General features: G+C 57.7%; 13 protein-coding genes and 1 pseudogene. 10 read left to right on the forward strand and 4 right to left on the reverse strand.

Annotation, left to right across the window (positions count from 1 at the left end):
- Position 1 precedes the first annotated feature (1 nt).
- Positions 2-901: a glycosyltransferase family 2 protein gene (locus AUC60_RS18710; protein ID WP_087271078.1), complete on the reverse strand. Its 900-nt coding sequence runs from the start codon at positions 899-901 to the stop codon at positions 2-4.
- Between the two features lie 397 nt (positions 902-1,298).
- Between AUC60_RS18710 and AUC60_RS18715 the strand changes: the two genes are divergently transcribed.
- The 4 genes from AUC60_RS18715 to AUC60_RS18730 all read left to right on the forward strand — a co-directional run bounded on the left by AUC60_RS18715 (position 1,299) and on the right by AUC60_RS18730 (position 7,668).
- A complete protein-coding gene (locus AUC60_RS18715; protein ID WP_087270905.1) occupies positions 1,299-2,267 on the forward strand; it encodes an NAD-dependent epimerase/dehydratase family protein in 969 nt (322 codons plus the stop codon).
- Between the two features lie 77 nt (positions 2,268-2,344).
- Positions 2,345-3,349 (forward strand): MraY family glycosyltransferase, encoded by a 1,005-nt coding sequence (locus AUC60_RS18720; RefSeq protein WP_238599605.1) that lies wholly within the window; start codon positions 2,345-2,347, stop codon positions 3,347-3,349.
- 90 nt (positions 3,350-3,439) lie between these two features.
- Positions 3,440-5,467: a polysaccharide biosynthesis protein gene (locus AUC60_RS18725; protein ID WP_087270910.1), complete on the forward strand. Its 2,028-nt coding sequence runs from the start codon at positions 3,440-3,442 to the stop codon at positions 5,465-5,467.
- 206 nt (positions 5,468-5,673) lie between these two features.
- Positions 5,674-7,668, forward strand: coding sequence for a polysaccharide biosynthesis protein (locus AUC60_RS18730; RefSeq protein ID WP_087270913.1), 1,995 nt, complete (start codon positions 5,674-5,676; stop codon positions 7,666-7,668).
- Positions 7,669-7,881: 213 nt separating this feature from the next.
- On the opposite strand, the gene AUC60_RS18735 is transcribed toward AUC60_RS18730, so the two are convergent.
- Positions 7,882-8,019 carry a polysaccharide biosynthesis protein gene (locus AUC60_RS18735; protein ID WP_087270916.1) on the reverse strand — a complete coding sequence of 46 codons (138 nt, stop codon included), beginning with the start codon at positions 8,017-8,019 and terminating at the stop codon, positions 7,882-7,884.
- Positions 8,020-8,223: 204 nt separating this feature from the next.
- Here AUC60_RS18735 and AUC60_RS18740 point away from each other — a divergent pair, with 204 nt between their 5' ends.
- Both AUC60_RS18740 and fabF read left to right on the forward strand, forming a co-directional pair.
- On the forward strand, positions 8,224-8,556 hold the full coding sequence (locus AUC60_RS18740) for a ComEA family DNA-binding protein (protein WP_087270919.1): 333 nt from the start codon (positions 8,224-8,226) through the stop codon (positions 8,554-8,556).
- A gap of 260 nt (positions 8,557-8,816) precedes the next feature.
- On the forward strand, positions 8,817-10,091 hold the full coding sequence (fabF, locus tag AUC60_RS18745; RefSeq protein ID WP_087271082.1) for a beta-ketoacyl-ACP synthase II: 1,275 nt from the start codon (positions 8,817-8,819) through the stop codon (positions 10,089-10,091).
- Here fabF and AUC60_RS18750 read toward each other — a convergent pair whose 3' ends face one another.
- Positions 10,092-10,655, reverse strand: coding sequence for a TetR/AcrR family transcriptional regulator (locus AUC60_RS18750; protein ID WP_087270921.1), 564 nt, complete (start codon positions 10,653-10,655; stop codon positions 10,092-10,094). It lies immediately after the preceding gene.
- Positions 10,656-11,000: 345 nt separating this feature from the next.
- Between AUC60_RS18750 and AUC60_RS18755 the strand changes: the two are divergent.
- A pseudogene (locus AUC60_RS18755) lies at positions 11,001-11,588 on the forward strand (GNAT family N-acetyltransferase); the annotation flags it as partial.
- A 111-nt stretch (positions 11,589-11,699) separates the two neighbouring features.
- Here AUC60_RS18755 and AUC60_RS18760 read toward each other — a convergent pair.
- Positions 11,700-12,245 carry an RNA polymerase factor sigma-70 gene (locus AUC60_RS18760; protein WP_087270927.1) on the reverse strand — a complete coding sequence of 182 codons (546 nt, stop codon included), beginning with the start codon at positions 12,243-12,245 and terminating at the stop codon, positions 11,700-11,702.
- A gap of 264 nt (positions 12,246-12,509) precedes the next feature.
- On the opposite strand from AUC60_RS18760, the gene AUC60_RS18765 reads away from it, so the two are divergent.
- The 3 genes from AUC60_RS18765 to AUC60_RS18775 all read left to right on the forward strand — a co-directional run bounded on the left by AUC60_RS18765 (position 12,510) and on the right by AUC60_RS18775 (position 26,622).
- Positions 12,510-12,728: an MbtH family protein gene (locus AUC60_RS18765; RefSeq protein ID WP_020289209.1), complete on the forward strand. Its 219-nt coding sequence runs from the start codon at positions 12,510-12,512 to the stop codon at positions 12,726-12,728.
- Position 12,729: 1 nt separating this feature from the next.
- Positions 12,730-13,494: a thioesterase II family protein gene (locus AUC60_RS18770; protein WP_087270930.1), complete on the forward strand. Its 765-nt coding sequence runs from the start codon at positions 12,730-12,732 to the stop codon at positions 13,492-13,494.
- A gap of 84 nt (positions 13,495-13,578) precedes the next feature.
- Positions 13,579-26,622, forward strand: coding sequence for a non-ribosomal peptide synthetase (locus tag AUC60_RS18775; RefSeq protein WP_087270933.1), 13,044 nt, complete (start codon positions 13,579-13,581; stop codon positions 26,620-26,622).
- Positions 26,623-26,625: the final 3 nt, after the last annotated feature.

The following is a 26,625-nucleotide window of genomic DNA, read 5'->3' on the forward strand; positions in this document are numbered from 1 at the left end:
TTTAGATCCTTCCAAGAAGGACGGCTACAAGCAGGATCAAATTTTCGCGTAAAGTTTGCCTATAAACACCCGCACTATTAAGTGCGATAAGGCGTTTGAAAAGTTTTTCCTTTCGCCCCTCCTCAAAGCGCGTCATAACCTTCTGGTTTTCTTCTGAGAGGCGTGACTTCATGTTATTCAATATGTCGAGGTTTCTGTCATTCCATTGTGCGAAGCGTCCGGAAAACATTCCACGCAAGCGTTTTAGTTTGTCTAGGCCTGTTGTTTTTGCACCAATCAAGTTGCCGTCGTGCTGGCGATAGTCGAGCGTGGGTTGGGCATCATAAAAGATCTCTCCGTCGCAACCGCTAACTATTAGATAGGTCAACCAGTCATGGGAGACCGGTGATGATTGCTCTGGCAACTGTAGTAAAAGATCCCGAGCGGAACGATTGATTAGCATGGTGTTTGCACCTGCAAGACTCTGAACCAGCGCATTTTGGAACGTGGGTGGTTTTGAAAAAAGCGGGGAGAGGCCAATGACCTGTTTGTCGGCGTCAATCAATCGGGTCCGTGAGCAATAGAGCGCAGGCTTGTTTTCGGGAACGTGTTTGAGACGGTCAATGCTCCGCGCGAGCTTGTCTGCAAACCAGATATCGTCCTGATCGCTGAAAGCGAAAAAGTCAGCTTTGATCTCGGTGTTTTTAACAAGCGAAATAAAGTTTCGCGCGAAGCCTTCACAGGGACCTTTGAATAGGACTAGTCGGTCTTCCCCCCACTTTTGTTGAAACTCGGCCAGAATGTCTAGCGTCTCGTCGGTAGATGCATCATCAGAAGCGAATACCGTCCAGCGGGTGCAGGTCTGCTCTGAAAATGAATTGAGCTGGTCCCGGAGGTACCGTGCACCGTTATAGGTGCACATCAGGATCGCTACGGATGGGGCGCTTGCATTATTCTCTGTAGCAGGAGTATCTAGGTGCGAGACCTCACTTTCGCTATTTGCAATGCCCGTTCCAGTGATACGCATCTTAGGGAAGCCTTGTTTTGATAATCCACCATTTTACGCATTGTCAGCGGTCTCCGTCACATGGCAACGGATTTTGTGTATGGGGCAGAAATGGGTCTGCACTCTGCAACGACCTGCAATCTCTGAATATTCTCAGCATGCATATGTATGTGCATCGCAGTATTGCCATTGGTTAAGCTGCCTACTTTCATCGTCTTTTCATGCCCATCAGGGTGTGAGCTTTTCTAGCTTGCGACGACCGCGGTAACGCAACGCATACGCTCAATTATTTCAAGACCGGTATCGACCTGACATGTTCTCTCAGTTAACGACTCCTAAATACCTGATCACCGGCGCAACCGGCTTTATTGGGCGAGCACTATTCGATCGTGCTTATGCTCACTGCCGTCCAGTGCGAGGCTCTTCGCGGCAGTCAACAAATGCTATAGGGGACTGGGTGCAGGTTGCTGGCCTGGATAGCCTAACCGATTGGTCAGCAGCGCTTACCAATTGCGAAGTCGTCGTACACACCGCAGGCAGAGCGCACGTCCTGCGCGAGCAAGAAGCGCAACCGCTTGAGCAATTTCGCAAGGTCAACGTCGAAGGCACGCTGGCCTTGGCCCGTCAGGCGATGGACGCGGGTGTTCGACGATTCGTATTCATCAGTTCCATTGGTGTTAACGGTCCTGAAACCCCACGTGGTCAGCCTTTCAGTGAGCTTTCCACTCCCAACCCGCAACAGGCTTATGCCCGATCGAAGCTTGAAGCCGAGCTGGCATTGCGTGATCTGGTGGCAGGTCAACCCATGGAGTTGGTAATAGTTCGTCCGCCGCTGGTCTATGCGGGTCATGCGCCCGGCAATTTCGCCCGTCTGTTGGGACTCGTTGGCAAGCGGCTTCCGTTGCCCCTGGGCCGCGTTCGCAATGCCCGGAGCATGATCGCTCTGCAAAATCTGGTGGGGTTTCTTGAGCTTTGCCTTACGCATCCAGCGGCTGCCAATGAGACGTTTGTGATCGCCGATGGGCAGGATGTTTCGACGACCCAATTGGTTGAGTTTCTGGCGCAGGGCATGGGGCATCGCGCAAAGCTTCTTCCTGTTCCTGTTTCGGCGTTGCGTACTGGTCTCGCTTTGCTTGGCCGCAAAGGACTGGGTCAGCAACTGTGCGGTTCATTGCAGGTAGACGCCAGTAAGGCACGTAACTTGTTGGGGTGGCAGCCTGAGATTAGTGCGGCCGATGCATTGCGCGACAGTGCCAGGCAATGGTTGCAGTCCCGTTCTTGAGTCCGAAACGTATAGAATGGCCGTTTTTCGAAGGATGTAAGCGTTTGATGGATTTGAGTTTCTGGTGGGGGCCTGCGATGGTTATGTTATCGGTGGGGCTTACCTGGGTATTACGGCGTTACGCATTGGCACGTAGCCTCATGGACATTCCCAACGCGCGAAGCTCCCACAGTTTGCCTACGCCTCGGGGCGGAGGCGTCGCCATTGTCCTGAGCTTTTTATTGGCTCTCTTGGTGATACAGATTGAAAGCCCCGCAACCTGGCATGCGACGCTTGCCTTGAGCGGTGCCGGCCTTGCCGTTGCGATTTTGGGTTTCCTTGATGACCACGGCCACATTGCGGCGCGCTGGCGGTTGCTTGGGCATTTCAGTGCGGCTGTCTGGGGGCTTTACTGGTTGGGCGGCCTGCCACCGTTCAGCCTGTTCGGCGCCACGTTCGACCTCGGTTGGGTAGGGCATGTCCTGACGTTGCTCTATCTGGTCTGGATGCTCAACCTTTATAACTTCATGGATGGCATCGACGGCATCGCCAGTGTGGAGGCGATTTGCGCATGCTTGGGCGCCTCTCTGATCTATGTGCTTTCAGGCCATGGGTCGTTGATCGCTTTACCGCTCTTGCTGGCTGCTGCCGTGTCAGGCTTTCTGTTCTGGAATTTCCCACCCGCGCGTATTTTCATGGGCGATGCCGGTAGCGGTTTTCTCGGCGTCATCATCGGGCTGCTTTCGCTGCAAGCCGCATGGGCTGAGCCGTCCTTGTTATGGAGTTGGCTGATTTTGCTGGGCGTGTTCATTGTCGATGCAACTGCAACACTCATTCGCCGGCTCGTACGCGGTGACAAGGTGTATGAGGCACATCGCTCCCATGCCTACCAGTTTGCGTCACGGCGTTTTGGTCGGCATTTGCCGGTCACCATGTGGGTGATGGCCATCAACGTGTTCTGGCTGTTGCCGCTGGCCATGGCGACAGGCGTCTGGGGATTTGACGGTGCAACCCTGTTGGTCATTGCATATGTACCGTTGCTGTTACTGGCTTTAGTGCTAGGGGCGGGGGCGCTTGAATCCAATGATGCCAACCGTCTGTAATAAAAATGCTACAAAGGTCGTTTTCAACTAAGCGCTGTCCCACGACAGTCCGTACAATGGCGTATGGATTAGTTGGGTTGAGGGATAAAGATGTCACTGCGCTCGCGAATGCTCGGTCTTTCGCGCCAAAACAAACGAATGCTGCAGGTCGCTGCTGACGTCGTCATTATCTGGACGGCTCTCGCTCTCGCGTTTTTTGTGCGGCTCGGGCTCGAGGTTGCTTATTCGGCCCTCTCTGCCCATTTGTGGCTTTTTATCGCGACTCCCTTGCTGACTATTCCCATCTTCATCCGCTTTGGCATGTACAGAGCGGTCATGCGCTTTTTCGGCAACGATGCGCTCATTACCATATGCAAGGCGGTAACCCTTTCGGCGTTGCTGGTAGGCTTCTTTGTGTACTGGTACAGCGACCACAAGATAATCGTCCCGCGCTCCATCGTGTTCAATTATTGGTGGTTGAGCCTGGTCATGGTCGGCGGTTTACGCCTGTTCATGCGTCAGTACTTCATGGGCGACTGGTTCATGGCAGTTCAGCATGTGCCCTTTGCTTCACGTAGTGATGCTCTGCCTAAAGTTGCGATTTACGGCGCGGGTTCGGCGGGCAACCAGTTGGTTGCTGCTTTACGCATGGGGCGTTCCATGCGTCCCGTGGCGTTCATCGACGACGATGAGACGATCACCAAGCGCACTATTGCAGGGTTACAGGTTTATAAACCCCGGCACATTCAGCAGATGATCGACGCGACCGGTGCTGAAGAGATTCTGCTGGCGTTGCCGTCGGCGACCCGTGCGCGTCGTCGAGAGATTCTCGAGTACCTTGAAGGTTACCCGCTGCATGTTCGAAGCGTTCCAGGCTTCATGGACCTGGCCAGTGGCCGGGTGAAGGTGGATGACATCCAGGAAGTCGACATCGCAGATTTACTCGGTCGTGATTCGGTGCCTGCGCAGGACGATCTGCTGGAACACTGCATCACTGGCAAAGTAGTGATGGTTACCGGGGCAGGCGGCTCGATCGGCTCTGAGTTGTGTCGCCAGATCCTGATGCTCAAGCCCACCAAACTTCTGCTGCTGGATCACGGCGAGTTCAACCTCTACACGATACTCGGCGAATTGAAACAACAGGTTCAAACGAGTTCGCTGGACGTCGAAGTGCTGCCTATCCTCGGCTCGGTTCGGTACTTCGGCAAAATGGTCGATGTCATGCATACGTGGGGCGTGGATACGGTTTACCACGCCGCGGCTTATAAACATGTGCCTATGGTTGAGCACAACATCGCCGAAGGCGTGCTCAACAATGTCATGGGCACATTGCATACGGCACAGGCAGCCTTGCAGGCAGGGGTTACCAACTTTGTGTTGATCTCTACCGACAAGGCCGTGCGTCCGACCAACGTTATGGGCAGTACCAAGCGGCTTGCGGAGATGGTCCTGCAAGCACTCAGTCGTGAGGTTGCGCCTGTACTGTTTCGTGGCAGCAGCAATGTTTCCCAAGTCAATAAGACACGATTCACTATGGTGCGCTTCGGTAACGTACTTGGCTCGTCAGGTTCGGTCATTCCACTGTTTCATCAACAGATCAAGAGTGGTGGTCCGTTGACCGTGACGCACCCAGCCATTACCCGCTATTTCATGACGATCCCTGAAGCCGCTCAGTTGGTGATACAAGCAGGTTCCATGGGGCGGGGTGGGGACGTCTTTGTGCTGGATATGGGCGCCCCGGTGAGGATCATTGAACTCGCCGAGCGAATGATCAATCTTTCCGGCCTCAGCATTCGATCCGAGCGGAACCCCCACGGTGATATCGCTATTGAGTTCACCGGATTGCGGCCGGGTGAGAAGCTCTATGAGGAGTTGTTGATCGGCGATAACGTCGTCTCGACACGCCACCCCATGATAATGAGTGCTCAGGAAGATTTCTTGCCCTGGAGCCAGCTCAAGGAGCAACTGGAGTTGTTGCTCGATGCTGTTTCCAGAGATGACTATCCCGATGTCAGGCGCATATTAGGCGAGATGGTTGTGGGTTACGCCCCAGAGGGCGACATTGTTGACTGGAACTACCTAGAGACACGTGCTGATCCCCAATACGTGCCACCTGTTGGCGAGAGTATTGGATCGTGACAAGCATGGCTTAAGGCTATGCCTGTATCAGTTGCCGAACCACTGAACAAGTAGTCTTGTCTCAACGTAAATTTAACGGCGTGACTCTATAATCGATGGCGTTGTTGCATCGTTTTTGAGATAACTCGTCATGACTTCATCCTCGCCTGATGTTCTGCAGGTTGCGTAGATGACCCAGGATGCGGATCAAGGGGACTGAAGGAATCATGGAAAAACTTAGAGCGTTCTTGTTAGCGCTGCCTCGCCGTCAAAAACGAATCATTCAGGTAGCCACTGATATTGTTCTGGTGTGGGCTGCGCTGTGGATGGCATTTTTCGTCCGGCTGGGCGCCGACGATTTGATTAACCCCCTGCAATCACACACTTGGCTATTCATCAGCGCCCCTATTGTCGCCATCCCGCTTTTCATTCGAATGGGCCTTTACCGGGCTGTCATGCGCTACTTCGGTAATGATGCCCTCATCGCTATCATCAAAGCGGTCAGCCTCTCTGCGTTGATTCTTGGCTGCCTGGTTTATGTCTACAGCAATCATAAGCCGCTGGTTCCACGGTCCATCATGTTCAACTACTGGTGGTTGAGTCTGGTCATGATCGGCGGCTTGCGTCTTGCCATGCGCCAGTACTTTCTCGGCGACTGGTTTGCAGCGTCGCAGCATGTACCGTTCGCTAATCGGGATGATGGCATTCTTAAAGTCGCTATCTACGGTGCGGGTTCAGCAGGCAATCAGTTAGTGGCGGCTTTAAGAATGGGACGTCTCATGCGGCCCGTAGCCTTCATCGATGATGACGCGTCCATTACCAATCGGATCATCTCCGGGCTCCAGGTTTACAAGCCTCAACATATTCAACGAATGATGGAAATGACCGGTGCTCAGGAAATCCTGCTCGCCATTCCATCTTCGACACGTGGGCGTCGGCGTGAAATTCTAGGATTTCTCGAGGGCTTCCCTCTGCACGTCAGAAGCGTTCCAGGTTTCATGGATCTGGCGGCTGGGCGAGTAAAAGTCGATGATCTTCAGGAAGTGGATATTGCTGACCTTCTGGGGCGTGATCCGGTGCCTGCTCAGGATCACTTGCTAGAGCGCTGCATCAAAAGGCAGACGGTTCTGGTCACAGGGGCTGGAGGATCAATTGGATCGGAACTGTGCCGCCAGATCGTATTGCTGGAACCCACGACGCTTTTATTGTTCGATCACAGCGAATTTAACCTCTACACGATTTTTTCCGAATTAGAGGCCTTTGTTCAAAGCAAGTTATTGCCGGTAAAGCTGCTGCCGATTCTTGGATCGGTGCGCAGCCAATCCAAGCTATACGACACGCTAAAAACCTGGAACGTGACCACGGTTTACCACGCAGCTGCGTATAAACACGTCCCAATGGTTGAACACAATATTGCCGAAGGTGTGATCAATAATGTTCTGGGCACGGTTAATACTGCTCAAGCTGCGCTTCAGGCCGGGGTGGCCAACTTCGTGCTGATTTCCACTGACAAGGCGGTGCGTCCTACCAACGTCATGGGAGGAACAAAGCGTCTTGCCGAACTGACGCTGCAAGCGTTGAGTCGAGAGGTTTCACCGGTCATGTTTGGCGATACGTCAAATATTCGTCAGGTCAACAAGACCCGATTCATCATGGTTCGGTTTGGCAATGTGCTGGGCTCGTCCGGATCTGTTATCCCGTTATTCCATAAGCAGATTCAGTCGGGCGGCCCGCTAACCGTTACCCACCCTAAAATTACCCGGTACTTCATGACCATTCCTGAAGCTGCACAACTGGTCATTCAGGCCGGCTCGATGGGCATGGGCGGTGATGTATTTGTGCTGGACATGGGCGAGCCGGTCAAAATTGTCGACCTGGCGGAAAAAATGGTGCATCTGTCCGGTCTGAGCATTCGATCCGAAAAGAATCCGCACGGTGATATTTCCATCGAGTTCACGGGTTTGCGCCCCGGTGAGAAGCTTTACGAAGAGTTACTTATTGGCGATAACGTTGTTTCAACGCAGCATCCAATGATCATGAGTGCTAATGAAGATTATCTTTCATGGGAAAAAATGAAAGGTTATCTGGATCAGTTGCTAGTTGCCGTTGCGGAGGATGACTATGCGCGGGTCAGGAAAATACTGGTGGAAACGGTAAACGGGTATGCTCCTGACGGCGAAATCGTAGATTGGAGTTATCAGCAGCGACATCGAACTCCTTGAGTAATCAGTCCGGTAACCGCATGCCTTTTTCATTGCAAAGGCATGCGGTTGTAGCGCGACTCACCAGACCTGTCTGAAGCGCCTGCAATGGCGATCACTATTCGAGGTTCATATTCCTGGCTCGTACCGGGGTATTCATTGTGCTATCCGTTGCGGCAAACGAACCATTTCCTGAGCCAGATAGTTAATACCGTCCCAAAGCCCGGCTGCACACTAGCAGACTGCTGAAAACCGGCAGTAATTCCCGTCGAACATATTGTTGGCGGCGGCAAAAAGTTTGTCTGGCGCGAGTTTCGTTACACCTTGAAGATTGATCGGGTTGACAGCCTTGTTGGTGGATAACGCAATCACCCGCTAAGTTATGGTTTGTTTGGAAAAGGCAGTTTGTTGCCTCGTGTTACCCGATAGTCGCGGTAGGTGTAATGAAACCTTGTCAACTTACTCATGAAATAACTGGTCACCCTTGCCTCAATTGACACCTCAACGCCCTGAACTAAGTTTGAGTGGCGACATAAGGAATGTCGCACTCAATCATGATGTTACGGAGTGTTCCACATGCGTAGAGCTTTTCTTTCCTCGTTGGTATTCGCGTTTTTAACCAGTGCATCGGTTGCTGTAACCGCCGCACCGATTACTCCCTCGGAAAAAAACACATCCACAGCCGCGGTCGTCATGCAGGATCAAGTGGCACCCAAGGTCAACATCAATACTGCCGAAGCGGAAACCCTGCAGAAGCAACTGTCAGGCATCGGAAAAGGTAAAGCTGACGCCATCGTCGCCTATCGCGAAGCCAACGGTGAATTCACCTCAGTGGATGAATTAATCGAAGTCAAAGGGATTGGCAAAGCCCTTCTGGACAAAAACAGGGACAGAATCGCAGTCGAGTAAACTCTCTAACCTCAGTTGGTCAGGCCGGTCCAGCACCGGCCTTCTTTTTATCCCCGCTAAATCCTCGCGACATCGATGATCTGTCAAATGACAACCCTCGCGCTCCCTCCGCACCTCTTGACACATTAAATGTAAGTCGACATACAATGATTTAAATTTCACTCGTAATATAAAGCTCGATTCAGATCAGAGGATTTCAAAAAAATGAGTAACACCGATGCGAGAGGCTTGAAGTCGTGAAAACCGAGGCGCAGAACACCATGAATGGTCCGCGAATTGTTGTGACGGGAATGGGATTGGTCACGCCCTTGGGCACTGGCGTCGAACCAGTCTGGCAGCGTTTGCTGTCGGGTCGCTCCGGCATTGTTCGACTCAGTGAAGAAACAGTCGCTGACCTGCCAGGCAAAGTAGGCGGTCGCGTACCGCTTCTGGTTGATGATCCTGAGGCCGGCTTCGATGCCGATAGCGCGGTGCCCGCCAAAGAGCAAAAGAAGATGGATCGTTTCATCCTGTTTGCGCTGGCGGCTGCCAAAGAGGCAATTGTGCAGGCCGGCTGGGTAGCCGATAGCGAAGAGGCAAAGGAGCGTACGGCGACGATTATTGGCTCGGGCATTGGTGGTTTCGGGGCGATAGCCGACGCTGTACGCACCACCGACAGCCGTGGACCGCGGCGTTTGTCGCCGTTCACGATTCCCTCGTTTCTGGTCAATCTGGCGGCCGGTCACGTTTCCATTCAGCATGGATTCAAAGGGCCGCTGGGCGCTCCGGTGACGGCGTGTGCGGCCGGTGTGCAAGCCATTGGTGATGCTGCAAGGCTGATTCGTTGTGGCGAGGCGGATATCGCTATTTGCGGTGGAGCAGAGGCGGCCATTGATCGTGTCAGTCTGGGCGGTTTCGCCGCAGCACGTGCCTTGTCCAGCGGTTTCAATGAGACGCCCGAAAGAGCTTCGCGTCCCTTTGATCGGGATCGAGACGGTTTTGTGATGGGTGAGGGCGCCGGGATTCTGGTGATTGAATCGCTGGAGCATGCGCTTGCCAGGGGAGCTAAACCGATTGTCGAGCTGGTTGGGTACGGCACCAGTGCAGACGCTTATCACCTCACGGCTGGCCCTGAGGATGGTAGCGGCGCGCAGCGAGCCATGGGCGCAGCGATACGTCAGGCGGGGATCAAGCCAGGGGAAATCCAGCACTTGAACGCCCATGCCACCTCCACGCCGGTAGGTGACAAGGGGGAAATGGCAGCCATCAAGGCGTTGTTTGGTGATCAAAAATCCATCGCGGTGACATCGACCAAATCCGCGACCGGGCATTTGTTGGGCGCTGCGGGTGGGATCGAGGCCATTTTCACAGCGTTGGCGCTTCGCGATCAAATCGCCCCGGCGACCCTCAATTTCGACAATCCGGATGAAGCCGCGGCCGGTCTCGACATTGTCCACGGCGCAGCGCGGGCCATGGCTATTGAATACGCCCTGTCGAATGGTTTTGGTTTCGGTGGCGTCAATGCCAGCGTGTTGTTCAAGCGCTGGCAGGACTGATCAGGACTCGCTGTTCTGCTGTTTCAGAAAGTCACGTGTGGTGTGCAGGATTCGCTCTGATAGAGCCGGATCCTGCGTGCTGCGCGACAGCATCAAAGCGCCGACCAGAGTGGACAGCATCACCACGCTTTGCGCGTCGGCATCCGGTCCGCCGAGTGCCTGTTGCAACAACGCCAGACGCGACTCGATCAGCTCATCGGCGATCGGGCTGGCCTGGCCGCGCTGACCGAGCTCCGACGCCATTGTCGGCATTGGGCAGCCTTTCTCGGGCGCATTGCGATGTCCTTCGGATAAATACATATCGATAAAAGCGCTCAGACCATTCTCTTCTTCGAAGGCTTGTCTGGTGCGCTCGTTGGCTTCGTCCGCAGCGCAGCGCATCGCTTTCTCCACCAAATCATCCTTGGATTTGAAATGCGCGTAAAAGCCGCCATGGGTCAGCCCCAAGGCCTTCATCAGCGGCTGCAGCCCGGTGGCACCAATACCGTCACGACGAAAGCGTGCGGATGCTTCGTGAAGGATGCGTTCGTGAGTCTGGGCTTTGTGATCGTGCGCGTACCGCATGCAATCCTCCTGAGACTTTGGGCCTTGATATGTTGATTGACATTTTACATGGATGAGGGGGGCGCGGATCGTAAATTTCCTCAGCGGTCGCGCGACAACGCCGGACCTGTAGGAGCTCACCGAGGTTACGAGGCCAGCGATCACGGTTTGTCTGATACTCCGCCATCGCTGGCCTCGTAACCTCGGTGAGCTCCTACATGACTGGATTCAACGTGGAAGGTCACATTTTTTGGACGGCACAAAGACTTAAATTTTCCCGCCCGGGGCACGTTTTCTCATTGAATCAGCCCTTATTCGTGAGCCCAAAGCATGCCTCAGTCATTACCCGCGACGGCTATGCCGTTGATTCGCCCGGCCAAGCCTGTCGGTGAAGTTTATCGACGTTTCGATGCCAGCCTTGGCGCCTCGATTTCCCTGCGCGCTCTGGATGTCGATCTGGATCTTGAGCGCTTCAACCGCTGGCAAAACAATCCTCGTGTTCTGCAGTTCTGGCAGGAGGGTGGAACCTTGGAACAGCATCGGGAGTACCTGGAAAAGCAGGCTGCCGACCCTCACACGTTGACCTTGATTGGCTGCTTCGACGACCAGCCATTTACCTACTTCGAAGCCTATTGGGCGCTGGAAGATCGCATCGCTCCGTTCTGCAATCCAGGCGATTACGACCGCGGGATCCACATGCTGGTTGGCGAAGAAAGCCATCGGGGTCCGCATAAAGTCGCCAGTTGGCTTTCTGCACTGGTGCATTACCTTTTTCTCGATGACGAGCGCACCCAGCGACTGGTGTCAGAACCGCGCGCCGACAACGGGAAGATGATTGCCTACATGCAAGGGCAGGGGTTCGAGAAGGAAAAGGAATTCGATTTCCCGCACAAGCGAGCCGCGCTGATGACCCTGGATCGGAAGCGTTTTTTTGAGCGGTGTGACTGGCTTTAACGCGGGATTGCGTCGATCACCTTACCTGTAGGAGCTGCCGAAGGCTGCGATTGGGGGGGGGGGGCAGTAAAAAAGCTTCGCAGCCTTCGGCGGCTTCTACAGGATCAGTGTTCAGCGCCTTACAGCGCGCGCTTCCTGAAGGGAGACCTTGCGACAATGCACCAACGCATCTCGGATCATGAAGTTCACCAGCGTTGGCGAAACACCGAGCTCCTTGGCAATGTCTTTCTGCGGGACGCCGTGCAGCCGGTACATCTCGAACGCGTAGCGGGTGCGGCTAGGCAGTTCGGTCAGGGCGTCGGCAATGGTTTCCAGGGTGGTGAAATTGATGTGCGAGGTTTCGGGGGACGCTCCGTGGATAACCACATTGAGTCCCTCTTCCTCGGTGCCTGAGTATTTCTGCTCCAGCGCCTGTTTGCGGTAGTGATCGATCGCCAGGTTGCGCACGATCTGAAACAGGTAGCTGAGCTGGGCTTTGATCGAGGATGTGATCTGCGGCGCAGACTGCAATCTGAAGAAAGCATCCTGCACAACGTCCTCGGCTCGTGATCGGCAGCCGGTAATCCGCGCTGCAATCTTGACCAGAGTCAGGCGGTTTTCGACGAACGCCTGGAGAAGCGGTGAATCGCACGTACTTGTGGATAGTTGTTCCGGCATGGAAATCACCTTGCAGCAATTGGGCAGATGAAGCTTTCGTAGGGAAGCCCCCTACACACCGGGCAACAAATTAGGCTTGATGATAATGATTGTCAAATGAGAAATATATCTATCGGTATTCCTTTCTCATAGCGTTTTGCTTTATCGCTTGCCCTGTCTGGCGATCAGCCCGTTCAGCCGTTACTAATTATTTCTCTCCTCCATCCGTTCTCTTTGGTGACAGCCTTGGCTACCGGCCCGGCCCCCATGCAGCAGGAGAATGACATGGTATTTGATCGCGAAGACCTCACCTTTCAAGTCGTGTGCAACCACGAAGAGCAGTACTCGATCTGGCCCGATTACAAGGCAATCCCCAATGGCTGGCGTGCCGTCGGCATGAAAGGCCTGAAGAAGGAATGCCTGGAGTACATCGAGCAGCACTGGACTGACATGCGTCCGTTGAGCCTGCGACAGAAGATGGATCAGGACAAAGTGGTGGCTTGAAGTGAGCGCCTTTAACAGCCTGCGCTTGTTCTGCCTGCCGTACTCAGGTGCCAGCGCCATGGTCTACAGCCGCTGGCGGCGCACCTTGCCGCAATGGCTCGAAGTTCATCCGCTTGAACTGCCGGGACGCGGCATGCGCATGAGCGAGCCGTTGCAGACCGATATGCGCCAGCTTGCCGCGCAGTTGGCCAGTGAGGTTGCTCGCCAGTTGCGACAGAGCCCTGGCCAGCCTTATGCGTTGTTCGGTCACAGTCTGGGCGGTTTGCTCGGTTATGAGCTGGCCCACGCCTTGTTGGCGCTGGATGTTCCGCCGCCGCTGTGTCTGTTCGCGTCGGCCACGGCCGGTCCGGCTCGACGTGACGTCAGCGAATACCGTCAGGCCAAGACCGACGCTGAGCTGATCGAGCGTCTGCGCACACTCAAGGGCACCTCGGAAGTGGCGTTGGCGGATCCGGATCTGATGGCGCTGATGCTGCCGATCCTGCGTGCGGATTTTCTGATGTGCGGCAGCTTTGAATACCTGCCGCGCGAACCGTTACCGATGCCGGTCCATGTGTTCGGCGGCAAGCAGGACAGCGTGCGCGTCGAGGAACTGCTCGACTGGCAGGATGAAACCACCGTCGGTTTCTCGCTGGACATGTTTGAAGGCCACCACTTTTTCCTGCAAAGCCAGGAAGCCCCGTTATTGCGCTGCTTGCGGCGCTATGCCGAGCAGCACCTGGCACGCGCCAATCGCCAGCGCTCACCCGCTGCGGCGGCCAGCTGATTCAGACCGCTATACCCGGCGCGCGTCAGGCGCGCCCCTCTTCGTGAATTCCCGATTGCAAGCCGGACTCAGGCAGGAACAACCATGAACGACGCGTTCGAACTCCCCAACACTCTGGTGCAGGCCCTGCAACAACGTGCAGATGGCCAGCCTGATCGCATTGCCCTGCGTTTTCTGGCGGAGGATGCCAGCGAAGGCGCGGTGCTCAGTTATCGCCAGCTTGATCAGCGCGCCCGCACCATTGCGGCTGCTTTGCAGGCTCAGGTTGAACCCGGCGAGCGTGCGGTGTTGTTGTTCCCGAGTGGTCCGGACTATGTCGCGGCGTTCTTCGGTTGCCTGTATGCCGGTGTAATTGCGGTGCCCGCTTACCCGCCTGAATCGGCGCGTCGTCATCATCAGGAGCGCTTGCTGTCGATCATCGCCGACGCCGAGCCACGGCTGATCCTGACCCGCAGCAGTTTGCGCGAACCCCTGCTGCAAATGAGCGAGCAGCTCAATGCCGCCGATGCGCCAAAGCTGCTGTGCGTCGACACCCTTGACAGCCAACTGGCTGATCACTGGCGCGAGCCGACCTTGCAGGCCGATGACATCGCCTTCCTGCAATACACCTCCGGCTCAACGGCGTTGCCCAAAGGCGTGCAGGTCAGCCACGGCAATCTGGTGGCCAATGAGCTGTTGATTCGTCGCGGTTTCGGCATTGATCTCAACCCTGACGATGTGATCGTCAGCTGGTTGCCGCTGTACCACGACATGGGCCTGATCGGCGGTCTGTTGCAGCCGATTTTCAGTGGTGTGCCGTGTGTGCTGATGTCACCGGGTTACTTCCTCGGGCGTCCATTACGCTGGCTGGAAGCGATCAGCGAATACGGCGGCACCATCAGTGGTGGCCCGGACTTCGCCTATCGCCTGTGCAGCGAGCGGGTCAGCGACTCGGCGCTGGACAAGCTTGACCTGAGTAAATGGCGTGTGGCGTTTTCCGGCTCCGAGCCGATTCGTCAGGACAGCCTCGATCTGTTCAGCAGCAAGTTCGCTGCCGCAGGTTTTACCGCCGACAGCTTCTTTGCCTGTTACGGCCTGGCCGAAGCCACGCTATTCGTCACGGGTGGGCAGCGTGGGCGTGGCATTCCCAATCTGGAGGTGTGCGATCAGTCGTTGGCACAGCATCGCGCCGAACCGGGTGTGGGCAGTGTATTGATGAGTTGCGGTGGCAGTCAGCCGGAGCATGCGGTGTGCATTGTCGATGCGCCAACCGGGAAGCTGCTGGCTGACAATCAGGTGGGGGAAATCTGGGCGGCCGGGCCGAGCATTGCTCACGGCTACTGGCGCAATCCCGAAGCCAGCGCCAAGACCTTTGTTGAACGTGACGGCCGTACCTGGCTGCGCACCGGCGACCTGGGTTTCCTGCGCCACGGCGAGCTGTTCGTCACCGGCCGCCTGAAAGACATGTTGATCGTGCGTGGTCATAACCTTTACCCGCAGGACATCGAGCAGGCCATCGAGCGCGAAGTCGATGTGGTTCGCAAAGGCCGGGTCGCGGCATTTGCCGTGACTGAAAATGGCGTGGACGGTATTGGGATCGCCGCTGAAATCAGCCGCAGCGTGCAGAAAATCCTGCCCCCGGACGCCCTGATCAAGGCCATCCGACAAACCGTCGCCGAGGCCTTTCAGGAAGCCCCCAGCGTCGTGGCGCTGCTCAATCCCGGCGCTTTGCCGAAGACCTCAAGCGGCAAGCTGCAACGCTCGGCCTGCCGAACCCGTCTGGCCGATGGCACGCTCGACAGTTATGCGCTTTTCCCTGTTACCAAGCATGCGGATGAGCCTGCCGGCGAACAGGCAACGGTTGCCGATGACTTGCAGAAACGCATCGCCGCGATATGGCGCGAACAGCTGAACGTCGAGCATATCGCCATCGATGACAATTTCTTCTTGCTCGGTGGTAACTCCATCGCTGCGACACAGGTGATGGGGCGCTTGCGTGAAGCCTTGAGCCTTGAGCTGAACCTGCGGTTGTTGTTCGAAGCGCCGTCGCTGGCTGAATTCTGCGCTGAAGTCGCACGTCAGCAAGCGTCGGGTGCAACTCGCCAGAACAGCATTGCATTGCTGCCGCGTGATCGTGATCTGCCGCAATCGCTGGCGCAAAACCGCCTGTGGATTGTCTGGCAACTGGACCCGCAAAGCGCCGCTTACAACATTCCCGCCGCGCTGCGTTTGCGCGGCGACCTCGATCAGCGCGCCTTGAGCAAAAGCTTCGAGCAGTTGATCGAGCGGCATGAATCCCTGCGCACGCGTTTCCTTGAGCGTGACGGGCAGGCACTGCAACGCATTGAGCCCACTGCAACCTTCGCCTTGCAGCATCTGGATTTCAGTCAGTTATCGTCGGCCGAGCGCGACGCTCAGGTTCTGCAAGCCCGCGAGCAGGAAGCTCAAACCGCTTTCGATCTTGAGCAAGGTCCGCTGCTACGGGTGACATTGGTTCGACTCGACGAGCAAGAGCATCAACTGTGGGTCACGTTGCATCACATCATCGCCGATGGCTGGTCGCTTAACCTGCTGATCGACGAGTTCTCACGACTCTATGCCGCTGCCAGCCAGGGGCAAACTATTGCTCTCGTGCCGTTGCCGATGCATTACGCCGATTACGCCCAATGGCAGCGCGACTGGCTGGCAGCCGGCGAAGCGCAGCGCCAACTTGAATACTGGACGCAGCAACTGGGCGACGAGCACCCGACCTTGAGTCTGGCCACCGATCATCCGCGCAGTGCGTTGCGCACTCATCAGGCGGCGCGCTACAGCGTGTTGCTTGATGAAGGCCTGAGCAGTGCTTTGCGTTACACCGCTCAGGAACATGGCGCGACAATGTTCATGGTCTTGCTGGCGGCGTTCCAGAGCTTGCTGCATCGCTACAGCGGGCAGACCGATATTCGTATCGGCGTGCCGGGTGCCAACCGACCACGCCTTGAAACTCAGGGACTGGTAGGTTTCTTCATCAACACCCTGGTGCTGCGCGGGACAGTTGATGCCCGCAAACCTTTTGCACAGCTCCTCGACGAAGCCCTGCATGCGACCCTGGGGGCTCAGGCTCATCAGGACTTGCCGTTCGAGCAGTTGCTCGAAGCCTTCCCTCAAGCAAGGGAACAGGGCCTGTTTCAGGTGATGTTCAACCATCAGCAGCGGGACTTGAGCGCCTTGCGCCGCCTGCCGGGTTTGCTTGCTGACGAACTGCCGTGGCACAGCCGCGAGGCCAAGTTCGATCTGCAACTGCACAGCGAAGAAGACCATCGCGGGCGTCTGGCCCTGCATTTCGACTACGCCGCAGAACTGTTCGACGTACAGACCGTACGGCGCATGGCTGAGCATTTCACGGCGTTGTTGCAACAGATCAGTGATCAGCCGAGCCAGTGTATTGGCGACCTGAACCTGCTCAGCCCGGTGGAGCAAACCCTGCAGCAGGACTGGAGTCAGGCTCCTTGTGTGGCTGCCAGTCGCTGGTTGCCGGAGCGTCTGGCCGAGCAGGCCGCGCTAACCCCGGAGCGCATCGCGCTGGTGTGGGAGGGCGGTCAGCTGGATTACGCCAGCCTGGATACACAGTCCAACCGTCTGGCGCATTACTTGCGCGACAAAGGCGTCGGCCCGGACGTTTGCGTGGGCATCTGCGCCGAGCGTTCGCCGCAATTGCTGATCGGCCTGCTGGCGATCATCAAGGCCGGTGGCGCATATGTGCCGCTGGACCCGGATTACCCTAGCGAGCGCTTGAGCTACATGCTGCACGACAGCGGCGTCGAGTTGCTGTTGACCCAAAGCCATCTGTTGACGAGCCTGCCGGTCAGCGAAGCCGTCACCGCGATCACGCTTGATAACCTGCATCTGGATAACTGGCCACGCAGCGCGCCGGGTCTGCACCTGTCTGGCGACAACCTTGCTTACGTGATCTACACCTCTGGCTCGACCGGTCAGCCCAAAGGTGTTGGCAACACCCACGCGGCCCTGGCTGAACGCTTGCAATGGATGCAGGCGACATACGGCCTGAACGCCGACGACGTGTTGATGCAAAAAGCCCCGGTCAGTTTCGACGTGTCGGTCTGGGAGTGTTTCTGGCCGCTGATCACCGGCTGCCGATTGCTGATCGCCGCGCCGGGCGAGCATCGTGACCCGCGACGTCTTGTCGAGCTGATCCAGCAATTCAGCGTCACCACGTTGCACTTCGTGCCGCCGCTCTTGCAGTTGTTCATTGAGGAGGCCGACATCGCGCAATGCTGCAGTCTCAAACGGCTGTTCTCTGGTGGCGAAGCCTTGCCTGCCGAACTGCGTAACCGGGTGCTGGAGCAACTGCCAAACGTGCAGCTGCATAACCGTTATGGACCGACCGAAACCGCGATCAACGTTACGCATTGGCATTGTCGTCGCGAAGACGGCGAGCGCTCGCCGATTGGTCGGCCGCTGGGCAATGTGCTCTGCCGGATTCTCGACAGCGAACTGAACCCGGTGCCAGCCGGTGTGCCGGGTGAACTGTGCATTGGCGGTATTGGCCTGGCTCGTGGCTATCTGGGGCGTCCGGGCCTGACCGCCGAGCGCTTTGTCCCCGATCCTTTGGGCGAGGCGGGCACGCGTTTGTACCGTACCGGTGACCGGGCGCGTTGGTCGGCCGAGGGCGTAATCGAATACCTCGGGCGTCTCGATCAGCAGGTCAAACTGCGCGGTTTCCGGATTGAACCCGAAGAAATCGAAGCCCGCCTGTTGGCGCAACCGGGTGTGCGTCAGGCGGCGGTACTGGTGCGCGAAGGCCCTGGCGGCGCGCAGTTGATCAGTTGGTACACCGCTGACAACGAGGTCTCAGCCGAACAATTGAAGGCAGCACTGGCGGCTGAGCTTCCGGAATACATGGTGCCCGCGCAATTGATGCGCCTGGACAGCATGCCGCTAAGCCCTGCTGGCAAACTGGATCGCCGGGCGTTGCCCGATCCGCACTGGCAACAGCGCGAACATGTAGCCCCGCGCACTGAGCTGGAACAGCAAATCGCTGCGATCTGGCGTGAAGTGCTGGGCCTCGAATGCGTCGGTCTGAACGACGACTTCTTTGCCCTCGGCGGGCATTCCTTGCTGGCAACCCAGATTGTTTCCCGTACCCGTCAGGCGTGCGATGTCGAGCTGCCGTTGCGTGTGTTGTTCGACGCCAGCGAGCTGGCTGCGTTTGCCGAACAAGTGCGTCAGATTCAACTGGCGGGCGACAGCAATCGCCAATTGCCGATTGAACGTGTCGACCGCAGCCAGCGCGTGCCGTTGTCCTATTCCCAGCAGCGTATGTGGTTCCTCTGGCAACTGGAGCCGGACAGCCCTGCCTACAACGTCGGCGGCATGGCGCGGTTGCGCGGCGTGCTGGATATCAGCCGTTTCGAAGCAGCGCTGCACGCTTTGATCGACCGCCACGAAACCCTGCGCACCACCTTCCCGAGTGTCGATGGCGTGGCCTGGCAGCAGGTACACAGTGACTTGAATCTGCGTATGCAGTGGCAGGACTTTTCCGCGCTGGATGTCAGCACTCGCCAGCAGCATTTGCAGGCCTTTGCTGATGCACAGGCTCACGAGCCGTTTGATCTTGAGCGCGGCCCACTGCTGCGCGCCTGTCTGGTCAAGGCTGGCGAGCAGGAGCACTTTTTTGTGCTGACCCTGCATCACATCGTCACTGAAGGCTGGGCCATGGACATCTTTGCCCGTGAACTCAGCGCGCTGTACGAAGCCTTTGTCGATGATCGTCAGTCGCCGCTCGAACCGTTGGCGGTGCAGTATCTGGATTACAGCGTCTGGCAGCGGCAATGGCTGGAGTCGGGGGAGCGCCAGCGTCAGCTGGATTACTGGACCGCGAAACTGGGCAGCGAACACCCGCTGCTGGAGTTACCCAGTGACCGGCCGCGACCACCGGTACAAAGCCATCGGGGCGGGCTGTACCGCTTCGATCTCGGCGACGAACTGGCGGCTCAGGTGCGTCAGTTCAACGCTGAACATGGCCTGACCTTGTTCATGACCATGACGGCAGCGCTGGCGGTCTTGCTCTATCGCTACAGCGGTCAGCAGGACTTGCGCATCGGCGCGCCAGTGGCCAACCGCATTCGCCCGGAAAGCGAGGGTCTGATTGGCGCATTCCTCAATACCCAAGTGCTGCGTTGCCAGCTCAATGGGCAGATGAGTGTTGCCGAGTTGATCGATCAGGTGCGTCAGACGGTCATCGAAGGCCAGTCGAATCAGGACTTGCCGTTCGATCATCTGGTCGAAGCGCTACAACCTCCTCGTAGCGCCGCGTATAACCCGCTGTTCCAGGTGATGTGCAACGTGCAGCGCTGGGAATTCCAGCAAAGCCGAACCCTGGCCGGGATGACCGTGGATTATCTGGTCAACGATGCACTGGCGACCAAGTTCGATCTCAACCTGGAAGTCACTGATCTTGATCAGCGTCTGGGTTGCTGCCTGACGTACAGCTGCGACCTGTTCGACGAAGCGCGCATCGCGCGCATGGCCGAGCATTGGCGTACGTTGTTGCGCGGGTTGCTCGCTGATCCTGAACAACGTTTGAGCGAGCTGCCGTTGTTTGAACCGGCTGAGCGCGATCAGTTGTTGGCCGGTCTGGCGCAAGAGGCGGGCGAACATGAGCTGTCGTACTCCATTCATCAGCTGTTTGCTGAACAGGCTCGCAAAACGCCGGACGCGGGCGCGCTGACGTTCGCCGGGCAGACATTGACCTACGACCAGCTCAACCGCCGCGCTAACCAGTTGGCCCGAGCCCTGCGCGAACAGGGCGTCGGCCCGCAAGTGCGCGTCGGGCTGGCGCTTGAGCGCTCCCATGAAATGGTCATTGGTTTGCTGGCGATTCTCAAGGCGGGGGGCGCTTATGTGCCGCTGGATCCCGAATACCCGCTGGACCGCTTGCATTACATGATCGAAGACAGCGGCATTGCGTTGCTGCTGGGTGATGCGCAGTTGTTTGAGGCGTTGGGTGAGTTGCCGGAGGGCGTATCGCGATTCCCGATGACATCGAATACCTGTAGGAGCTCACGAGCAACGCGAGGCAGCGATAGCGATTCTCCTGACACACCGCGATCGCTGCCTCGCGGTGCTCGTGAGCTCCTACAGGAGAATGCTGCACACGATGACTCCGACTTACCCAACCTCAACCTGCCGCAACATCAGGCCTATCTGATCTACACCTCCGGCTCCACCGGCAAGCCTAAAGGTGTAGCGGTCAGTCATGGCGAGATCGCGATGCATTGCCGTGCGGTGATTCAACGGTTCGGCATGCGCAACGATGACTGCGAACTGCATTTTTATTCGATCAACTTCGACGCCGCTACCGAGCGCCTGCTGGTGCCATTGCTCTGCGGTGCACGAGTGGTCGTGCGTGCCCAAGGACAGTGGGGGGCGCAGGAAATCTGCGAGTTGATTCGTGAACAGCAGGTCAACATTCTCGGCTTTACCCCGAGTTATGGCAGCCAATTGGCGCAATGGCTGGCCAGCCACAACGAAACGTTGCCCATCCGCATGTGCATCACTGGAGGCGAAGCGCTGACCGGCGAGCATTTGCAGCGAATCCGCGCAGTGTTTCAGCCGCAGCAGTTCTTCAATGCCTACGGCCCCACCGAAACGGTTGTCATGCCTTTGGCCTGTCTGGCGCCCGAAACACTGGACGAAGGTCTGGCCACAGTGCCCATCGGCAGCATCGTGGGCGCTCGCAGTGCCTACATTCTTGACGCTGACCTGACCCTCGTCCCTCAGGGCGCAACCGGCGAGTTGTACATCGGCGGCGCAGGTTTGGCCGGTGGTTATCATCAACGGCCCGGCATGACCGCCGAGCGCTTTGTGGTCGATCCGTTTGCAGCCAATGGCGGACGCATGTATCGCACCGGCGATCTGGTCCGGCAACGCGCCGACGGGCTGGTTGAGTATCTGGGCCGGATCGACCATCAGGTGAAAATTCGTGGTTTCCGCATCGAGCTGGGCGAAATCGAAAACCGTCTGCTGGAGCACGCTGCGGTACGCGAAGCCATCGTGCTGGCGCTGGATGCGCCGAGCGGCAAACAGCTGGTGGGTTATGTGGTCGGCGAGGGTGACCCGCTGCAATTGCGCGATGCCCTGAAAGCGCATTTGCTCAGCCAGCTCCCGGAATACATGGTGCCCGCACAACTCATCGTACTGGACAGTATGCCGCTGACCGCCAACGGCAAACTCGACCGTCGCGCTTTACCTGCGCCGGACCTTGAACATAACCGCCAGCAATTTGTGGCCCCGCAAAATGAGCTCGAGCAAGCGCTGGCGGCGATCTGGCGTGAAGTGCTGAATGTCGAGCGCGTGGGGCTGCTGGATAACTTCTTCGAGCTGGGCGGCGATTCGATCCTGTCGATTCAGGTCGTCAGTCGCGCCCGGCAAGCCGGAATTCATTTCAGCCCGCGGGACATGTTCCAGCATCAGACCGTGCAGACCCTGGCCAGCGTCGCAACCCGAACCGAGCAGATCCTTGCCGAACAAGGACCGGTGCTAGGCGGCGCGCAACTGACGCCGATTCAACACTGGTTTTTCGAAAGCGATATTCCCCAGCGTCGGCACTGGAACCAGGCGGTGCTCCTACAACCTGTCGAACCGCTTGATCCGGCGCGACTGGAGCAAGCGTTGCGTCAGGTGCTGGTGCAGCACGATGCGTTACGCCTGCGCTTCACCGAGCATGACGGTCAATGGCGTGCCGAGCATGTACAGCTGGAAGATTGCGCGGTTCTCTGGCGTGCAGAAGAGGCATCGCCGGGACTGTTCGCCGACGCCCAGCGCAGCCTCAATCTGCAACGAGGTCCGCTGCTGCGTGGGGTACTGATCAGCAACGGCAGCGAGCCGCAACAGCTGCTGTTGGCGATCCATCATTTGGTGGTGGATGGCGTCTCGTGGCGAATTCTGCTCGATGATTTGCAAGCGGCTTACCGCGAGCAGCCGCTGCCCGCCAAGACCAGCGCGTTCCGTGACTGGACTCAACGTTTGCAGGCTTACGCCAGTAGCGAGCCGTTGCGCGAAGAACTTCAGTGGTGGCAGAGCCAATTGGTTGGCAGCGGCGAGTTGCCGTTCGATCAGCCTCACGGACGTCAGCAACAAGCACAGGCGCAAACCCTGAGCGTGCGTCTGGATTCACGGCATACCCGGCAATTGCTGCAAGAGGCTCCGGCGGCGTATCGCACCCAGGTCAACGACCTGCTGCTGACCGCGTTGGCGCGGGTGGTGTGCCGCTGGACGGGGGACGATTCGGCGCTGGTTCAACTGGAGGGCCATGGCCGCGAAACCCTGTTCGATGACATCGATCTGACCCGCAGCGTCGGCTGGTTCACCAGCGCTTATCCGCTGCGTCTGACCCCGCTGGACGTCAACGCCGAAACCGGCCGGGCAGCATCGATCAAAGCCATCAAAGAGCAATTGCGCCAGGTGCCGCACAAAGGTCTGGGTTACGGTGTGCTGCGCTATCTGGCAGACGAGGTCAGCCGTCAAAGCATGGCCGCATTGCCCGAAGCGTCGATCACCTTCAACTACCTCGGGCAGTTCGATCAGAGCTTCGCTGACGACGCATTGTTCAAACCGCTGGACGCTTCAGTCGGCCCGACCCACGACGAAAACGCGCCACTGCCGAATGCCTTGAGTATCGACAGCCAGGTGTACGGCGGCGAACTGGTGCTGCGCTGGACCTTCAGTCGCGAGCGCTTTAATGCCACGACGATTGAAGCGCTGGCTAACGCCTACATTGATGAGTTGCAAGGTGTGATCGCCCATTGCCTGGACGACAGCGCAGGCGGCCTGACTCCTTCGGACTTCCCGCTGGCGCGCCTGACTCAGTCGCAACTGGATGCACTGCCAGTTCCCGTTTCAGCCATCGAAGATGTCTATCCGCTGACACCGATGCAGGAAGGTCTGCTGCTGCATACGCTGCTGGAGCCCGGCACCGGTATTTATTTCATGCAGGACCGTTATCGCATCAACAGCGAACTGGACCCGCAGCGTTTTGCTCAGGCGTGGCAAGCCGTTGTGGCGCGTCACGAAGCCTTGCGCGCATCGTTCTGCTGGGACAGCGGCGAGCAGATGCTGCAGATCATTCACAAGCCGGGCAGTACGCGGATCGAGTTCGTCGACTGGAGCAACGAGCCAGAAGCGCAGCACGAAGAACGTCTGCAAACCTTGCTCAAGAGCGAGCGCGAAGCCGGTTTCGATTTGCTTCACGAAGCGCCTTTCCACCTGCGTCTGATCCGGGTGGGCGAGGGCCGTTACTGGTTCATGATGAGCAACCACCACATCCTGATCGATGCCTGGTGCCGTGGCCTGCTGATGAGCGATTTCTTCGAAATCTACACCGCGCTGGGCGAAGGCCGTGAAGCGCAATTAGCGCTGCCACCGCGTTATCGCGATTACATCGGCTGGCTGCAACGCCAGGACATTGCTCAGTCGAAACAATGGTGGCGCAGCAACCTGCGAGGTTATGAACGCACCACTTACATTCCGACCGATCGACCCTTGCTGCGCGAGCATGCCGGGCACAGTGGCGGCATGATCGTCGGCGACCGTTACACACGCCTTGATGCAACTGACGGCCAGCGCTTGAAGGATTTGGCCCAGCGTCACCAGTTAACGGTCAACACGTTCGCTCAGGCAGCGTGGGCGCTGGTGCTGCGGCGTTTGAGTGGCGACGCGGACGTGGTATTTGGTGTCACAGTGGCGGGGCGTCCGGTGGACATGCCACAGATGCAGCGCACGGTGGGCCTGTTCATCAACAGCATTCCGTTACGGGTCAGCCTGCCCGGCGCCGATCAGCATTGCACGGTGCTGGACTGGCTGCACGGTCTGCTGGATAGCAACCTGCAACTGCGCGAGCACGAATACATGCCGCTGGTGCAGATTCAGGAATGCAGCGAACTGCCTAAGGGCCAGCCGCTGTTCGACAGTCTGTTTGTGTTCGAAAACGCCCCGGTCGAAGTGTCGGTACTGGACCGCGCCCAGAGCCTGAGCGCTAGCTCGGACTCGGGCCGCACCCACACCAACTTCCCGCTGACGGCGGTGTGTTATCCAGGCGACGACCTCGGGTTGCATCTGTCTTTCGACCAGCGTTATTTCGATGGCGAAACGGTTGAGCGCTTGCTGGGTGAGTTCAAACGCCTGTTGCTGGCCTTGGCGGACGGCATTCAGGGCGATATGGCCGAGCTACCTTTGCTGGCGGATTCCGAGCGTGAATGGCTGCTGGAAGGCTGCAACCAGAGCGATCGGGAATATCCGTTGGAGCAGGGCTATGTGCGCTTGTTCGAAGCGCAGGTCGAGGCTCATCCGCAACGTATCGCCGCGACCTGTCTTGAGCAGAAGTGGAGCTTCAAAGACCTCAACCAACACGCTAACCGTCTCGGCCATGCCTTGCGCGACGCTGGTGTGCAGGTTGATCAGCCTGTCGCGTTGCTGGCCGAACGCGGGCTGGATCTGCTGGGCATGATGGTTGGCAGCTTCAAGGCCGGGGCAGGGTATCTGCCACTGGATCCGGGCCTGCCTGCGCAACGTTTGAGCGGCATCATCGAACAGAGCCGCACGCCATTGCTGGTGTGCACGGCCGCCTACAAAGAACAGGCCATGAGCTTGCTGGAAGGCTTCTCGTGCGCGGGCAAGCCTCGGCTGTTGGTCTGGGAAGACGTACAGGAGCGCGGGCATTCTTTGGATAACCTCGGGATCTATTCCGGGCCGGACAACCTGGCTTACGTGATCTTCACCTCCGGTTCCACCGGGCAGCCCAAAGGCGTGATGGTCGAGCAGCGCGGCATGCTCAATAACCAACTGAGCAAAGCGCCGTATCTCAATCTGGATCAGTTTGACGTGATCGCACAGACCGCATCGCAGAGCTTCGATATTTCGGTCTGGCAGTTCCTGGCTGCACCGTTGTTCGGCGCGCGGGTCGACATCGTGCCGAACACCATCGCTCATGATCCAGTGGGCTTGCTCAAGCATGTGGAGAGTAGCGGGATCACTGTGCTGGAAAGCGTGCCGTCGTTGATTCAGGGCATGTTGACCGAGGATCATCCTCCACTTGAACGCCTGCGCTGGATGCTGCCGACCGGGGAAGCCATGCCGCCAGAACTGGCGCATCAATGGCTGCAGACTTATCCCCACATCGGCCTCGTCAATGCTTACGGGCCAGCAGAGTGTTCCGACGACGTGGCGTTCTTCCGCGTCGATCAGGCGTCCACTGAAGGCAGCTATTTGCCGATCGGTACGCCGACCGATAACAACCGTTTGTACCTGCTGGATGACGCGCTTGATCTGGTGCCATCGGGGGCGGTGGGCGAGTTGTGCATCGCAGGCGTCGGCGTGGGCCGTGGCTATGTGCAGGACCCGTTACGCACGGCGCAAGTCTTCGTGCCGCATCCATTCGGCGCGCCGGGGGAGCGGTTGTATCGCAGCGGCGACCTGGCGCGGCGTCGGGCCGACGGCGTGCTGGAATACGTCGGCCGAATCGACCATCAAGTGAAGATTCGCGGTTTCCGCATCGAACTGGGTGAAATCGAAGCGCGCCTGCACGAACAGCCGCAAGTCCGCGATGCTGCAGTGGCGGTCCAGGAAGGACCGAATGGCAAGTATCTTGTGGGCTATCTGGTGCCCGTGGAGGAGCAAGAAGGCGAACTGCCGGAAATCATCAAGGCGCGCCTGCGGGCCTCGCTGCCGGACTACATGGTGCCGCTGCATTGGTTGATACTCGAACGCCTGCCGCGTAACGCCAACGGCAAACTGGATCGCAAGGCGTTGCCTGGGATCGACATCGGCCAGTTGCAAAGCCAGGCCTACATCGCCCCGCGCAATGAACTTGAACAGACACTGGCGGGTATCTGGGCAGAGGTGCTGAAGGTGGACCAGGTTGGCATTCACGACAACTTCTTCGAACTGGGCGGCCACTCATTGCTGGCTACGCAAATAGCCTCCCGCGTGCAAAACACGCTGCAACGCAATGTGCCGCTAAGAGCGATGTTCGAGTGCAGCACCGTGGAGCAACTGGCCGCTTACATCGAGGGGCTTGAGTCCAGCGAGATGACGGAGGAGAAGGTGGATCGGTTGAGTGACTTGATGGCGCAACTGGAGGCGTTGGATTGATGA

Origin of the sequence: Pseudomonas caspiana, assembly GCF_002158995.1 — a bacterium.
GTDB lineage: Bacteria > Pseudomonadota > Gammaproteobacteria > Pseudomonadales > Pseudomonadaceae > Aquipseudomonas > Aquipseudomonas caspiana.

Bases quoted from the DNA above. Each gene is read 5' to 3' on its own strand.
- AUC60_RS18765 (WP_020289209.1), top strand. From the start codon at position 12,510: ATGGTATTTGATCGCGAAGACCTCACCTTTCAAGTCGTGTGCAACCAC.
- AUC60_RS18710 (WP_087271078.1), bottom strand. From the start codon at position 901: ATGTGCACCTATAACGGTGCACGGTACCTCCGGGACCAGCTCAATTCA.
- AUC60_RS18730 (WP_087270913.1), top strand. From the start codon at position 5,674: ATGGAAAAACTTAGAGCGTTCTTGTTAGCGCTGCCTCGCCGTCAAAAA.
- fabF (WP_087271082.1), top strand. From the start codon at position 8,817: ATGAATGGTCCGCGAATTGTTGTGACGGGAATGGGATTGGTCACGCCC.
- AUC60_RS18740 (WP_087270919.1), top strand. From the start codon at position 8,224: ATGCGTAGAGCTTTTCTTTCCTCGTTGGTATTCGCGTTTTTAACCAGT.
- AUC60_RS18760 (WP_087270927.1), bottom strand. From the start codon at position 12,245: ATGCCGGAACAACTATCCACAAGTACGTGCGATTCACCGCTTCTCCAG.
- AUC60_RS18750 (WP_087270921.1), bottom strand. From the start codon at position 10,655: ATGCGGTACGCGCACGATCACAAAGCCCAGACTCACGAACGCATCCTT.
- AUC60_RS18715 (WP_087270905.1), top strand. From the start codon at position 1,299: ATGTTCTCTCAGTTAACGACTCCTAAATACCTGATCACCGGCGCAACC.
- AUC60_RS18775 (WP_087270933.1), top strand. From the start codon at position 13,579: ATGAACGACGCGTTCGAACTCCCCAACACTCTGGTGCAGGCCCTGCAA.
- AUC60_RS18720 (WP_238599605.1), top strand. From the start codon at position 2,345: ATGGTTATGTTATCGGTGGGGCTTACCTGGGTATTACGGCGTTACGCA.
- AUC60_RS18725 (WP_087270910.1), top strand. From the start codon at position 3,440: ATGTCACTGCGCTCGCGAATGCTCGGTCTTTCGCGCCAAAACAAACGA.